Origin of the sequence: Streptomyces sp. CMB-StM0423 (genome assembly GCF_002847285.1) — a bacterium.
Taxonomy (GTDB): domain Bacteria; phylum Actinomycetota; class Actinomycetes; order Streptomycetales; family Streptomycetaceae; genus Streptomyces.
The window spans coordinates 1,292,765-1,306,463 of record NZ_CP025407.1 but is presented as its reverse complement, the minus strand read 5'-3'; the positions used below and the strand labels follow the sequence as shown (position 1 = coordinate 1,306,463).

13 protein-coding genes are annotated in these 13,699 nt (G+C 75.8%); 5 read left to right on the top strand and 8 right to left on the bottom strand.

Annotation, left to right across the window (positions count from 1 at the left end):
* Positions 1-3 precede the first annotated feature (3 nt).
* Both CXR04_RS05510 and CXR04_RS05505 read right to left on the bottom strand, forming a co-directional pair.
* Complete coding sequence (locus tag CXR04_RS05510; protein WP_234380073.1) at positions 4-531, bottom strand: SAM-dependent methyltransferase; 528 nt, start codon at positions 529-531, stop codon at positions 4-6.
* A gap of 21 nt (positions 532-552) precedes the next feature.
* Entirely contained in the window at positions 553-1,770 is a 1,218-nt protein-coding gene (locus CXR04_RS05505) for an endonuclease/exonuclease/phosphatase family protein (RefSeq protein ID WP_101420759.1), read from the bottom strand.
* A 104-nt stretch (positions 1,771-1,874) separates the two neighbouring features.
* Here CXR04_RS05505 and CXR04_RS05500 point away from each other — a divergent pair, with 104 nt between their 5' ends.
* The gene (locus CXR04_RS05500) at positions 1,875-2,987 is read left to right on the top strand and encodes a winged helix DNA-binding domain-containing protein (RefSeq protein ID WP_199850395.1); all 1,113 of its coding nucleotides are present in this window, start codon (positions 1,875-1,877) and stop codon (positions 2,985-2,987) included.
* A 13-nt stretch (positions 2,988-3,000) separates the two neighbouring features.
* On the opposite strand, the gene CXR04_RS05495 is transcribed toward CXR04_RS05500, so the two are convergent.
* Both CXR04_RS05495 and CXR04_RS05490 read right to left on the bottom strand, forming a co-directional pair.
* Positions 3,001-3,318, bottom strand: coding sequence for an SAV_915 family protein (locus CXR04_RS05495; RefSeq protein WP_324840889.1), 318 nt, complete (start codon positions 3,316-3,318; stop codon positions 3,001-3,003).
* Between the two features lie 284 nt (positions 3,319-3,602).
* Positions 3,603-4,769, bottom strand: a complete 1,167-nt coding sequence (locus CXR04_RS05490) for a methyltransferase (protein WP_101420757.1) — start codon at positions 4,767-4,769, stop codon at positions 3,603-3,605.
* 209 nt (positions 4,770-4,978) lie between these two features.
* On the opposite strand from CXR04_RS05490, the gene CXR04_RS05485 reads away from it, so the two are divergent.
* Positions 4,979-5,329 (top strand): VOC family protein, encoded by a 351-nt coding sequence (locus CXR04_RS05485; RefSeq protein WP_101420756.1) that lies wholly within the window; start codon positions 4,979-4,981, stop codon positions 5,327-5,329.
* A 23-nt stretch (positions 5,330-5,352) separates the two neighbouring features.
* On the opposite strand, the gene CXR04_RS05480 is transcribed toward CXR04_RS05485, so the two are convergent.
* Positions 5,353-6,207, bottom strand: a complete 855-nt coding sequence (locus CXR04_RS05480; RefSeq protein WP_101420755.1) for a helix-turn-helix transcriptional regulator — start codon at positions 6,205-6,207, stop codon at positions 5,353-5,355.
* A 130-nt stretch (positions 6,208-6,337) separates the two neighbouring features.
* Here CXR04_RS05480 and CXR04_RS05475 point away from each other — a divergent pair, with 130 nt between their 5' ends.
* From CXR04_RS05475 to CXR04_RS05465, 3 genes are read left to right on the top strand one after another with little or no spacing between them, the layout of a single operon-like run.
* The gene (locus CXR04_RS05475; RefSeq protein WP_101420754.1) at positions 6,338-8,011 is read left to right on the top strand and encodes an AMP-binding protein; all 1,674 of its coding nucleotides are present in this window, start codon (positions 6,338-6,340) and stop codon (positions 8,009-8,011) included.
* Positions 8,008-9,624, top strand: a complete 1,617-nt coding sequence (locus CXR04_RS05470) for an AMP-binding protein (RefSeq protein WP_101420753.1) — start codon at positions 8,008-8,010, stop codon at positions 9,622-9,624. The genes CXR04_RS05475 and CXR04_RS05470 overlap by 4 nt, the downstream gene beginning before the upstream one ends.
* 28 nt (positions 9,625-9,652) lie before the next feature.
* Positions 9,653-10,402, top strand: a complete 750-nt coding sequence (locus CXR04_RS05465) for an MBL fold metallo-hydrolase (protein WP_101420752.1) — start codon at positions 9,653-9,655, stop codon at positions 10,400-10,402.
* A 7-nt stretch (positions 10,403-10,409) separates the two neighbouring features.
* Here CXR04_RS05465 and CXR04_RS05460 read toward each other — a convergent pair whose 3' ends face one another.
* From CXR04_RS05460 to CXR04_RS05450, 3 genes are read right to left on the bottom strand one after another with little or no spacing between them, the layout of a single operon-like run.
* Entirely contained in the window at positions 10,410-11,414 is a 1,005-nt protein-coding gene (locus CXR04_RS05460; protein ID WP_101420751.1) for an MsnO8 family LLM class oxidoreductase, read from the bottom strand.
* A gap of 24 nt (positions 11,415-11,438) precedes the next feature.
* Positions 11,439-12,146, bottom strand: a complete 708-nt coding sequence (locus CXR04_RS05455; protein WP_101420750.1) for a response regulator transcription factor — start codon at positions 12,144-12,146, stop codon at positions 11,439-11,441.
* Between the two features lie 29 nt (positions 12,147-12,175).
* Positions 12,176-13,621 carry a sensor histidine kinase gene (locus CXR04_RS05450; RefSeq protein WP_101420749.1) on the bottom strand — a complete coding sequence of 482 codons (1,446 nt, stop codon included), beginning with the start codon at positions 13,619-13,621 and terminating at the stop codon, positions 12,176-12,178.
* Between the last annotated feature and the right edge of the window lie 78 nt (positions 13,622-13,699).

The window sequence follows — 13,699 nt, the reverse complement described above, 5'->3', positions numbered from 1 at the left end:
CCCTCAGCCGGACGGGGTCCTGGCCGTGACGTAGCCGCTCTCGACGGCCTCGTCGTGGCCGTCGGCGGTCACGTCGAGCCCGCCCGCGGTCAGCGTCCGCGCCGCGCGCGCGGCGACCTCGCGGTGGGTCGCGGCGCTCCAGGAGGGCAACTGGAAGAACACGGAGAGCCGCCCGCCGGGCCGCAGCAGCACGCTGGCCGCGCGGGCGGCGGCGGGCTCCGTCCACAGCAGCCGTACGTTGAACGCGTACGCCAGGTCGAAGGGCTGCCCGGCGGCGAGGTCCGCGGGGAAGCCGCCGGTCCTGAACTCCGCGAGCCCGGCGGCGACGTGGGCGGCGTTCCGGCGCCCGGCCGCGGCGGTCATCTTCGCGGACCGGTCCAGGCCGACGAACCGCGGCGCCCCGTCCCGCGGCCCCGCGGCCAGCTCCGCGCACACGTGCGACGCGGTCACCCCGTGCCCGGCGCCGATCTCCAGCACCCTGTCGCCCGGCCGTACGGACAGCGTCCGCGCGGCCCACTCGTGACGGTCCATGCGGGCAGTATCGGCCACGGCTCAGCGCAACTGCAGCTCCACGAGCACCGCGCGGTGGTCGGTCCCGGCCAGCTCGGGGAACTCGATGTCCGCGGGGCTCAGCCGGTCGCTCACCAGCACGTGGTCGATCTGGGCGCCGAAGAGGGGCGTCGTCGACGCCGGCCAGGTGGGGGTGCGCGAGCGGCCGAGCAGCATGGCGCTGTCCCGCAGGCCGGTGTCCAGGATGTCGCGGAACGCCTCGTGGTCCTGGGAGGAGTTGAAGTCGCCGCCGAAGACCGTGGGCACCTCCCCGCGCGCCGCCGCGGCGTCCCGCAGGCGCCCCAGCTCGGTGCGCCAGGCGTCCATCGCCCCGGGCGTCGGCGGCATCGGGTGCACGACCTGGAGCCGCACCCGCTCGCCCGCGACGCGCGCGGTGGCCGCGGGCATCGACAGCGTGCCGGGCACGCCGGGCTCCTCGGTCAGCGGGTACCTGCTGAGGATGGCGGAGCCCTCGGCGGGATCGCCGCCGTCGATGACGCGGTACGGGTACGCGGCCCGCAGCGCCGGGGCGTGCAGGGCCTCGACGCAGCGGCTGTCGCACTCCTGGACCAGGGCGACGTCCGGCTCGTACGCCCGCAGCGCGGTGCGCAGGGCGGGGGTGGCGTCGCCGAACTTGAGGTTGGCGGAGAGCAGCCGGAACTCCTCCCTGGGCGGAGTGGACGGCGGCTCGGCGGCGGACTCGTAGGGCCGTACGGACCAGGCGGTCCCGGCGACCGCGACGAGCGCCCACACGACACCGGCCCGGCTGCGGGCGAGCCCCATCAGCAGCAGCCCGAAACCTCCGGGCACGAGCAGCCAGGGGAGGAAGGCGGCGAGCTGCGGCAGGGGAGTCACGCCGTCGCCGCCGGCGACGCGGAACGCGAGCACGCAGGAGACGACGAGCAGGGGCAGCCCGCCGGCGACACCGAGAACGACGCGGAGGCGACGCCCAGGCCGCCGGGCGAGAACGCGACCGCGCTCCGCGCGGGCGGCGGTGTCCTCCGGGCGAGCGGGACCGGTGTCCGCCACCGCAACGCCCGCACCTCCGCCCCCGGCGGCCACGCCCCCGCCGCCGCCCAGCGGAAGGCCGGCCCCGGCGTCGGCGGCCGGGTCCGCGCGACTGGCCCCCGCGCCCCCTGCGTGGCCGTCGCGCTCCGCCGGCCCCTGCCCGTCACCGTCCCCGCCCCCGGCGCTGCCCCGCTGTCCGTCGAGCGTCCCCACCGTCTCCCCTGTCGTCGCCGCCGTACCCGCCGATCCTCTCAGCCCGCCCGGCGTCCCGGGCTTGCGGACAGGATCTGTCCGCAACGGCCCGTAGCGTGGGCGCCATGCCGACGACCAGCGGGACCGCCACCCTCTCCACCCGCGGGCTCAACCGCGCCCTCCTCGCCCGGCAACTGCTCCTCGACCGCGTCGGCATGCCCCTGACCGACGCCGTGGAGCATCTGCTCGGGCTCCAGGCGCAGGCGCCCCGGCCGCCGTACCACGCGCTCGCCGCCCGGCTGCGCGGTTTCGACCCCGCCGCGCTGTCCGGCCTGCTGGAGAGCCGCGAGGTCGTGCGGCTCGTCACCCTGCGCTCCACCGTCCACCTGCACACCCCCGCCGACGCCCTGACCCTCCGCACCTTCAGCACCCCCGCCCTGGAGCGCGAACTCAAGACCTTCCGGGGGCGGCTCGAAGGCGTCGACCTCGACCGGCTCGTGGTGCGGACCCGGGAGCTGGCCGAGCCCGGGCCCGTCCCGCTGCGCGAGATCGGCGAGGAACTGCGGCGCGAGTGGCCGGCGCACGACCCGCTCGCGCTGAAGGTCGCCGCGCGCATCCGGGTGCCGCTCGTGCAGGCGCCGCCGCGCGGGCTGTGGGGGAGGGGCGGGCAGGTCACGCACGCCACCGTCCGGTCCTGGCTGGGCGCCGAGCCGGTCGCGGACCCGGACGCGGGCCGGCTCGTGCTGCGCTATCTCGCCGCCTTCGGGCCCGCGTCCGTACGGGACATGCAGGCGTGGTGCGGGGTGACGCGGCTGCGGCCGCACTTCGAGGAGCTGCGGCCCCGGCTGCGCACGTTCCGGGACGAGCGCGGGACCGAGCTGTTCGACCTGCCCGAGGCACCGCGGCCGGCCGCGGACACCCCGGCGCCCGCGCGGTTCCTCGGGGAGTTCGACAACCTCACGCTCGGGCACGCGGACCGCACCCGCGTCGTGTCGGACGAGTTCCGCCGCCGCAGCTACCGGCGGGACCGCATCTTCGGCAGCTTCCTCGTCGACGGCTTCGTCCGCGGGCTGTGGCGGGTGACGCAGGACGACGGCACGGCGACGATGCACCTGGAGACGTTCGCCCCGCTGACGCGCGCCGAGCGGCCGGAGGCCGAGGCGGAGGCGGCGGGGGTGCTGGAGATGCTGGCACCCGGCAGCCGGCAGGAGTTGCGGACCGGCGAAGCGCGCGGGTAGCGGCCGGGGCCCGTCAGTGGGTCGCCGGCTGCGGCGGCGTCGGCGCGCCCGGGGGCGCGGGGCGCTGCTGGGCGCGCGGCTCGCCCTGCGACCGCGGCGGGGTGAAGTGGGCGTACGGCCGGCGGGCGGTGAGCAGCGGGTCCACGGTGATCCGCTCGGCGCCCAGCGGCGCGGTCAGCGCGCGCAGCGCAGGCTCCCCGAGGCGTACCCACTTCTGCTCGGGACCCAGCGCGCGCACCAGCGCGGCCTGGCTCGTGAACGCCACCGCCGTGCGCGTGCCCAGCGGCGTGCGGAACATCCGCAGCCGCATCCCGCTCCTTCCGTCCTCCACGGGAACGTACAACTGAGGTCGGCGTCGGGGAGCGAGGGCGTGTCCGGAGGTGTCCACACCACGACGGTACGGGGCCCTGCTCCCGCTGGCACCTGTGTTCCGCGATGCGAGACCACCCCACGGGAACCTCCCGGAACAACCGCCGGTCAGAGGCGTCGAGACGGCGGGGCGGCGGGAGGCGCCGTGCCCACATGCCGGACGCCTGCCGCGCGCGGCCCCCCGTTCGCGCCCCGCCGCACCCCCTCACTCCGCCCCCTCGGCCGGCCCCTCTCGTTCGGTCCCGGTCATTCCGCCACCGTCAGCCGCCACAGTGACGTCACCTCCGCCGCCCGCGCCGCGTGCAGCGGGTCCGACGGGTCCGTCGCCTTGCGGTGCCGGGGACGGGTCTCGTGGCGGGCCGCCACCCGCAGCCCCGCCGCCTCGATCGCCGCGAGCAGCTCCCCCCGGCCGCGCAGCCCCAGGTGCTCGGCCAGGTCGGACAGCACCAGCCAGCCCTCGCCGCCCGGCTCCAGATGCGCCGCGAGCCCGGCGAGGAAGCCGTGCAGCATGCCGCCGCCCGGGTCGTAGACGGCGTGCTCCAGCGCGGAGGTCGGCTTGGCGGGCAGCCACGGCGGGTTGCAGACGACCAGCGGCGCGCGCCCCGGCGGGAACAGGTTCCCCTCCACCACCTCGACCTGGTCGGCCAGGCCGAGCCGGTCGACGTTGTCGCGGGCGCAGGCCAGCGCGCGCGGGTCGGTGTCGGTCGCGACGACCCGTTCCACCCCCCGGCGCGCCAGCACCGCCGCGAGCACCCCGGTCCCGGTGCCCACGTCGAAGGCCAGCGACTTCGCCGGCAAAGGGGCCTCGGCCACGAGGTCGACGTACTCGCCGCGCACCGGCGAGAACACCCCGTAGTGCGGGTGCACCCGGGCACCCAGCGCCGGTATGTCCACGCCCTTGCGGCGCCACTCGTGAGCCCCCACCGCGCCGAGCAGCTCGCGCAGCGCCACCGCGCCGGGCTCGGTCACGGGCCCGTACGCCGCGGTCGCCGCCTCGGCCACGTCGGGCGCCCGGCGCAGCGGCACGGCCGGGCCCCGCGGGCCGGGTTCGAGCGGGACGAGCAGCATGCCGAGCACCCGCGCCCGGTGGCCCTGGGCCTGCCGGTGCCGGTGGAAGGCGTCCGCCGGGCCGGTCGCCCGGCCGCCCGCCGGTGCGGCCGGGCGCCGGCCCCGGCGGGCGGAGCGACGGTCGATGCGGCGGCCCAGCGCGGCGAGGAGCTGACGCCCGCCGTGGTAGTCGCCCTGCCACAGCACGGCCGTGCCCTCGCACACCAGCCGGTACGCGATGTCGGCGCACATCCGGTCGTCCGCGGGCACCACGCGCCGCGGCGGCGGGGTGCCGCCCGCGGCGTACCAGCGGGCGGTCTGCGCGCGCCCGTCCGCGTTCCAGCTCAGGATGGAGTGTTCGGCCACGGGTCCATTTTCCCGCCTGGCCGCCGTGGCGTCGCCCTCGGGGAGGCACGTGCTGCCGTGCGCCCCTGACGCACGCGGTCCGCCGCCCCCGCACGGGGGTGCGCGGTATGCCCGGACGTGTGCGCCCCCGACGCCCGTCCGGCGCCCCCGACCGCCCACCGGACGCTCCCCCCCCGGCGCTGTCACCGCCGGCGGGTAGCCTCCGCGGCATGAGCATCAGGAGGGTCGTACCCGACATCAAGACCGAGTCCTTCGAGACCAGCCGCGCGTTCTACGAGCGTCTCGGCTTCGAGGAGGTGATGAACCTGGGGTGGGTGATGGCGCTCGCCGCGCCCGGCAACCCAACCGCGCAGTTGATCTTCATGGAGCGGGACGCCTCCGCGCCCGTGGAGCCGGACATGAGCATCGAGGTCTCGGACGTCGACGCGGCGCACGAGGCGATGCGCGCCGCGGGCGCCGAGATCGTGCACCCGCTGACCGACGAGGAGTGGGGCGTGCGGCGGTTCTTCGTCCGCGACCCCAACGGGCAGGTGGTGAACGTCGTGGCGCACCAGGGGTGACCTGCCCCGGGAGTCCTCGGGGGCTACGGGAGCAGCCCCGCCCGGCGGGCGGCCGTGACCGCCTCCAGCCGGGTGTGCGCCCCGAGCTTGCGCATCGCCGAGCGCAGGTAGCTCTTCACCGTCTCGGGCCGCAGCCCGAGCCGTTCGCCCGCCGCCGCGTTCGTCGCGCCCGTCGCGACGCACGCCAGTACGTCCAGCTCCCGCGGCGCCAGCACCGTCCGGTCCGGCCCGGCGCCGGCGGGCGGGACGACGGTGACGGCCGCCGAGGCCAGCCGGTCGCAGAGCGCCAGCAGTTCCGCGCGCAGCTCCTCGTCGGCTATACGCGGCGCCAGCGTGCGCAGGTCGCGGTGCGCGGTGCGGACGTTCTCCCAGGCGGCGGGGTCCGCCGCCCGCTGCGCGGTGGGCGTGGCGACGGCGAGGAGCCGGCGGGCCTCGTCGCGTACGGCGAGGGTCTGCTCCAGGTGGCGCGCCGTCTCCACCGCCGCGGTCAGCGACCGGTCGCCCAGCGGCAGCGAGTCCCGCAGCGCGCCGTAGAGCACGGCCCGCACCCGGCCGCGTACGACCACGGGCACCGCCAGCACCGAGCGCAGGCCCTCGGCGCCCACCGGGCCGTCGTACTCGTGGCTGATGGCGCGGGACGAGGTGTAGTCGGTGACCGCGCAGGGGCGGGAGAAGGCGATGGCCTTGCCCCCGAGCCCGTTGCCCGTGGCCACCCCGAGCCCCTGGAGGGACAGCGTCACCGTCCCGCTCAGCTCGCTGATCCGCAGCTTGCGCCCGCCGTCCGTGAGCAGCCCGCCGAAGGCGACGGGCACGCCGCCGAACCGGCGCAGCCGGGCCAGCGCGCCGCGCACCTCCGCTGCGTCCGCGGTCTCCGGCATGTCGCTCGCTCCCTGGTGCTGACGGGTGCCGCCGGCGTGGCCGGCGGCAGGGCACCCCCGTATGGGGGTAGTGAGGCGTAGGTCACTCGCAGCACGATGCTAGCGAGCCGCCGCCGTACGAGGAGGACATGTGACGGCATCGAATCCGACCGCGGACTTCCGGTCCGCGCGGGACTTTCTGCTGGCGCGGAGGGAGGACTACGCCGCCGCCCGCGCGGGCTTCTCCTGGCCCAGGCCGGAGCGCTTCAACTGGGCACTCGACTGGTTCGACGCCATCGCCGAGGGCAACGAGCGCACGGCCCTCCACATCGTGGAGGAAGACGGCCGCGAGACGCGCTTGAGCTTCACTCGAATGAGTGAGCGCTCGAACCGGGTGGCGAACTGGCTGCGCGCCCAGGGCGTACGGGCCGGCGACCGGATCGTCGTCATGCTGGGCAACCAGGCCGAGTTGTGGGAGACCGCGCTCGCCGCGATGAAGCTGCGCGCCGTCGTCATCCCCGCCACGCCCCTCCTCGGCCCTGCCGACCTCGCCGACCGCATCGAGCGCGGCCGGGCCGCCCACGTGCTCGTACGGGCAGCCGACGAGGCCAAGTTCGCCGAGGTGCCCGGCGACTACACCCGCATCTCGGTCGGCGGCAGCGGGGCCGGCTGGCTCCCGTACGAGGACGCGTACGAGGCCCCCGCGAGCTTCACGCCGGACGGGGCGACGGCCGCGGACGACACCCTGATGTTGTACTTCACCTCGGGCACCACCGCGCTCCCCAAGCTCGTCGAGCACACCCATGTCTCGTACCCCGTGGGCCATCTGGCGACGATGTACTGGATCGGCATCCGCCCCGGCGACGTCCACCTGAACATCTCCTCACCCGGCTGGGCCAAGCACGCCTGGTCCAACCTCTTCGCGCCGTGGAACGCGGAGGCGACGGTCTTCCTGTACAACTACACGCGCTTCGACGCCGGGGCGCTGCTGGGCGCCATGGCCCGCGGGGGCGTGACAACTTTCTGCGCCCCGCCCACCGTCTGGCGGATGCTCGTGCAGTCGGATCTGAGCGCTCTCGCGACCCCGCCGCGCGAGGCCGTCGCCGCAGGTGAACCCCTCAACCCGGAGGTCATCGAGGCCGTCAGGCGGGCCTGGAAGCTGACCATCAGGGACGGCTTCGGCCAGACCGAGACCGCGGTGCAGATCGCCAATTCCCCCGGGCAGCCCGTCAAGCTGGGATCCATGGGCCGTCCCACTCCCGGATACGACGTCGTGCTCCTGGACCCCGTCAGCGGCAAGCCCGCCGACGAGGGCGAGATCTGCCTCGACCTGACCGCGCGCCCCGTCGGCCTGATGACCGGCTACGAGGGCGCCCCGGCCCGCACCGCCGAGGCCATGGCCGACGGCTACTACCGCACCGGCGACATCGGCGCCCGCGACGCCGAGGGCTACATCACGTACATCGGGCGCAGCGACGACGTCTTCAAGGCGAGCGACTACAAGATCAGCCCCTTCGAGCTGGAGAGCGCGCTGCTGGAGCACGAGGCGGTCGCCGAGGCCGCCGTCGTGCCCGCGCCCGACCCGGTGCGGCTCGCCGTGCCCAAGGCGTACGTCGTGCTCGCCGCCGGCTGGGAGCCGGGCGCCGCCGCCGCGGAGGCGATCTTCGCGCACTCCCGCGCCGTGCTGGCCCCGTACAAGCGCGTCCGGCGGCTGGAGTTCGCCGACCTGCCCAAGACCGTCTCCGGCAAGATCCGCCGCGTGCAACTGCGCGAGGCGACCGCAGCCGGATCCGCCGACGAGTACCGCGAGGAGGACCACACATGACCGCAGAGCCGTCCTACACCGGCGGCACCGGCACCACCGCGCTGCTGGGCGACACCATCGGTGCCAACCTGGACCGCGCCATCGCCGCCCACCCCGACCGCGAGGCCCTGGTCGACCTGGCCTCCGGGCGCCGCTGGACCTACGCCGAGTTCGGCGCCGCCGTCGACGAGGTGGCGCGCGGGCTGCTCGCCCGCGGCGTCGCCAAGGGCGAGCGCGTCGGCGTCTGGGCGGTCAACTGCCCGGAGTGGGTGCTGGTGCAGTACGCCTCGGCCCGTATCGGCGCGGTGATGGTCACCATCAACCCCGCCTACCGGGTGCACGAGCTGGAGTACGTACTCAACCAGTCCGGCATCTCCCTGCTGATCGCCTCGCTGGCGCACAGGACCAGCGACTACCGCCGGATGGTCGAGCAGGTGCGCGGCAGTTGCCCGGCCCTGCGCAACGTCTTCTACATCGGCCACGCAGGCTGGGGCCGGCTGATCGAGGCCGGCCGCGCGGTGCCCCCGGAGCGGGTCCGCGAGCGCGAGGCGCTGCTGTCCTGCGACGACCCGGTCAACATCCAGTACACCTCCGGCACCACCGGCTTCGCCAAGGGCGCGACCCTGTCGCACCACAGCATCCTCAACAACGGCTTCTTCGTCGGCGAGACGCTGGGCTACACCGAGCAGGACCGGGTCTGCATCCCCGTCCCGTACTACCACTGCTTCGGCATGGTCATGGGCAACCTCGCGGCCACCAGCCATGGCGCCTGCATCGTCATCCCCGGGCCCTCCTTCGACCCCGCCGCCACCCTCGCGGCCGTCGAGCAGGAACGCTGCACCTCGCTCTACGGGGTGCCCACCATGTTCGTCGCCGAGCTGGCCCTGCCGGACTTCGCCCTCTACGACCTCACGTCGCTGCGCACCGGGATCATGGCCGGCTCGCCGTGCCCCGTCGAGGTGATGAAGCGGGTGGTCAACGAGATGCACATGGCGGAGGTGACCATCTGCTACGGCATGACCGAGACCTCCCCGGTCGCCACCCAGACCCGGCGCGAGGACGACCTGGAGCGCCGCACCGCCACCGTCGGCCGCGTGCTGCCGCACATCGAGGTCAAGGTCGTCGACCCGGTCACGGGCGTCACCATGCCCCGCGGTACCACCGGCGAGCTGTGCACCCGCGGCTACAGCGTCATGCAGGGCTACTGGGAGCAGCCCGAGCGCACCGCCGAGGTCATCGACGCCGGCCGCTGGATGCACACCGGCGACCTGGCGCGGATGCGCACGGACGGCTGCGTGGAGATCGTCGGCCGGATCAAGGACATGATCATAAGGGGCGGCGAGAACGTCTACCCGCGCGAGATCGAGGAGTTCCTGCACACCCACCCCAAGATCGCCGACGTGCAGGTGGTGGGCGTGCCGGACGAGACGTACGGGGAGGAGATCCTCGCCTGCGTGATCCTCAGCGATCCGGGGCACGCGCTCTCCCGGCGCGAGCTGGCCCACTACTGCGAGAACCGGCTCGCGCACTACAAGATCCCGCGGCATCTGCGGATCGTGGAGGAGTTCCCGATGACGGTCAGCGGGAAGGTGCGGAAGGTCGAGCTGCGGGAGCAGTTCAGTGCTGCGGAATAGCGGCGGCCCGCGGGTACTTGGGACTGCCATGACGATCTTGCACTACGTCGGCGGTCCCACCGCGCTTCTCCAACTCGGCGGGGTCCGGCTGCTGACCGACCCGACGTTCGACCCGCCCGGCGAGTATCCCGTGGGCGGGCGGCGGCTGGTGAAGACCGCGGGCCCGGCGATACCACCGGCCGGCCTCGGCCCGGTCGACGCGGTGCTGCTCTCGCACGACCAGCACCCCGACAACCTCGACCGGGCCGGGCGCGAGTGCGCCGCCGCCGCTCCGCTGGTGCTCTCCACGGCGTCGGCGGCGGAGCGGCTGCGCGGCCCGGTGCGGGGGCTGCCGGCGTGGGAGTCGTACGCCGTCGGGCCGGTCCGCGTCACCGCCGTGCCCGCGCTGCACGGCCCGCCCGGCACCGAGCATCTGACCGGCGAGGTCACCGGGTTCGTGCTCACCGGGGACGGGCTGCCCACGGTCTACGTCAGCGGCGACAACGCCTCGCTCGACGTGGTCCGCACGATCGCCGCCCGCCTCGGCCCCGTCGACATCGCCGTGCTCTTCGCCGGTGCCGCGCAGACCCCGCTGCTCGGCGCCGCGCACCTCACGCTCACCAGCGAGCACGCCGCCGCCGCGGCCGCGGTGCTCGGGGCGCACGACGTGGTGCCGCTGCACTTCGAGCACTGGGGGCACGTCACGCAGGGTGCCGACTCGCTGGTCGCCGCCTTCGACGCGGCCGGGCTCGGCCACCGGCTCCGGCTGCCGCGGCCGGGGGAGGCGGTGGAGCTGTAGCCGCCCGTCAACCCGCCGCGGGCGCCGCGATCTTCAGCTCCGCCAGCCGCCGGAAGGACTCCAGCCGGGCGGCCTCGTCGGGGGTGTGCAGGGAGACCAGCAACTCGTCGGCGCCGCTGCGGGCGACGAGGTCGCCGAGGGCGGCGGCCACCTGCGCGCCGGTGCCGGACACCTGGGACTCGCGGGCCTCGTCGAGATAGCGGGCCTCGCGCTCGGTGAGCGTACGGGCCCGTATCTCCTCCGCAGGCGTCAGCGGCGGGAACTCCCCGCGGGTGCGCGACCAGACCGTCGCCCACGCCTCGGGCAGCAGCAGATCGGCGGCCTGCTCCGCCGAGTCGGCGACCGCGGCGGCGACCGCCACGACGACGTACGGCGCGGCCTGCTGCGCCGAGGGCGTGAACGCCTCGCGGTAGCGCTCGACGGCCCGCAGCAGCTTCTCCGGGCGCCGGCCCGCGCCGATCACCAGCGGCAGCCCGCGCGCGGCGGCGATGTCGGCGCCGCCGTCGATGGCCAGCACGTACGCCGGCACCCGCAGCCCCTCCGCCGGTACCGCGTGCACCCCCGGATACGCCGGCTGCGTGCCCTCGAACCAGCGCAGCAGCTCAGCCAGCGCCGCCCCGAAGTCCCCCGCGTCCGCCATCCCGTGGCCCAGCGCGCGCCGGATGCCGTCGGTGAAGCCCAGCGAGCGGCCGAGGCCCATGTCGATCCGGTCGGGGAAGAGCGAGCCCAGCACCCCGAACTGCTCGGCGACGACCAGCGGCCGGTGGTTGGGCAGCATCACGCCGCCGGTGCCGACCCGGATCCGGGAGGTGGCGGCGGCGACGGCGGCGGCCAGCACCGTCGGTGCGGAGCCGGCGACGCCGGGGACGCTGTGGTGCTCGGAGACCCAGAAGCGGCGGAAGCCGTACCCCTCCACCTGCTGCGCCAAGCGGACGGTGCGGCGCAGCGCGTCGGCCGGGTCCTGGCCCTTGCACCGCAGTGACCGGTCGAGCACGGAGAGAGGGATGTCCATGATCCGTACAACACCACGGACCGCTCAGGATTCCCTTGCGTCGTGGACGAGAAGGGCGATCTGGACGCGGTTGTTGAGGTCGAGCTTGGTGAGGATGCGCGAGACGTGGGTCTTCACGGTCGGCACGCTCATGTACAGCTCGGCGGCGATCTCCGCGTTCGACCGGCCGCGGCCGACCGCCACGGCGACCTCCCGCTCACGCTCGCCGAGCGCGGCGAGACGGCGGCGGGCGTGCTCCTCGGCCCGCGCTGGTCCTTCGGTGCCGGCGCCGGAGACCTGGGCGATGAGCTGCTGGAGCACGGCGGGCGACAGCGCGGGCTCGCCGGCGGCGACCTTGCGTACGGCCGCGACGATCTCCCGGGGCGGGGTGTCCTTGAGCACGAACCCCGCGGCGCCCGCGCGCAGGGCCCGCAGCACGTGCTCGTCGGTGTGGAACGTCGTCAGCACCAGCACCTCCGGCGGCTCCGCGAGCCGCCGCAGCGCCTCGGTGGCGGCGAGGCCGTCGAGGTGCGGCATGCGGATGTCCATGAGCACGACGTCGGGTGTGTGGGCGGCCACGAGCGCCGGGACCTCGCCGCCGTCCGCGGCCTCGCCCACGACGTCGATGTCGCCCGCCCCGCCGAGCATCAGCCGCAGCCCGGCCCGGACGAGGGGGTCGTCGTCGACGAGGAGGACGGCGATACGGGGAGCATGATCTGCGGAGTCCGCGGGATCGGCGGTCTGGTCGGGCACGCGCCCACCCTAGCGGGAGCGCCGGAGGCTCATTCCGTACGGGACGGGCGGCCCCACGGGAGCCAGGCGCGCAGGTGGAAGCCGTCGCCGTCGGCCGTGTGCACCAGCCGCCCGCCGGCCAGCGCGGCCCGCTCGGCGAGCCCGACGAGGCCCTGCCCGGCCCCGGGGATGGGGCCGGTGGCACCCGCGCCGGGGCGGACAGCGGAGCCGTTGCTCCGGCCGCCGGGTCCCGGCACCGTCACGGGCGCGCCGGCGAGGCCGCCGGGCCCGCCCCGCGGCTTCGCCGCGAGGGCGGCAACCGCGGCCCTGTCGGTGCCGGCGCCCCGCCCGGCACCCGGGCGCGCGCCCGCCGCCGCGCGGCCGTACTCGTCCCGCCCGGCGGCAGCCTGCCCGCCCGTCAGGACCGCGGCGGTCCGCGGCCCGTCCGCCACCCCGGCCGCGCCCGGCAGCGGGTTGCCCACCTCCACCGTCAGGCCCTTCTCCGGGCTGCCCGTCAGCGTCACCGTCACCTTCGTGCCCGCCGCGTGCTTGCGGGCGTTCGTCAGGCCCTCCTGCACGATCCGGTACGCCGTGCGCCCCGTCGCCGCCGGGACCGCCTCCGGAGCGGCGACGTCCGGTGCGTACGCGATACGCATGCCCGCCTCGCCGGCCTCCGCCACCAGCCGGTCCACGTCCCCGAGCGTCGGCTGCGGACGCCCGGCGCCCGCGGCGGCGTCGGCCGGTGCGCGCAGCACGCCGATCACGTCCCGCAGGTCCTGCAGCGCCTCGTGCGCGCTGTCGCGGATCACGCCCGCCGCGCGGGCGACCTCCGCCGGCGGGGCGCCGGGGTGGAACTCCAGCGCCCCCGCGTGCACGCTCAGCAGCGACAGCCGGTGCGCCAGCACGTCGTGCATCTCCCGCGCGATCTCCTCCCGGGCCCGCCGCTGCGCCTGCTCCGCACGCAGCGCCGCGTCGGCCTCCGCCTGCTCGGCCCGCTCGCGCAGCGAGGCGACGAGCTGGCGGCGGGAGCGGCGGTAGAGGCCCCAGACCAGGGCCGCCGTGACCAGTGAGAAGTACGCCACCCCCGCGCCGGTCCGCGGATCCTCCGGGTCGGGGACGCTGGCGAGGAAGCCCACGAGCCGGGCGAAGACGAGGGCCGTGATCCAGCCGGTGGCGCGCAGCGGGCGGTGCGCCGCGACGGTGAAGACCGCCACCAGCGTCGGCCCGATGAAGAAGTGGCCGAAGGAGTCGGCGACGAGCATCGCCACCGCGAGCGGCACCGGCCAGCGGCGCCGCAGCAGCAGCGCCAGGCAGGCCACGCCGGCGGCCAGGGCCTCGGCGAAGAGCACGTTCTCCGAGACGGCGCCGTCCTCCGGCAGCACCGAGCCGGCGGACAGGAACGAGAAGGCCCCGGCGAAGAGGACGAGGCCGGCGTCGGCGAGCCGGTCCCGCCGGGTGCTGCCGGCGGCGCGGGTCTCGGAGGCGGTACGGGGCATACCGGCCAATCTACGGTCGTCCGCCCGCCGCGGCGCCCCCCGAGGACGGCGTCGAGACCTTCGTACGACCGCGGCGGC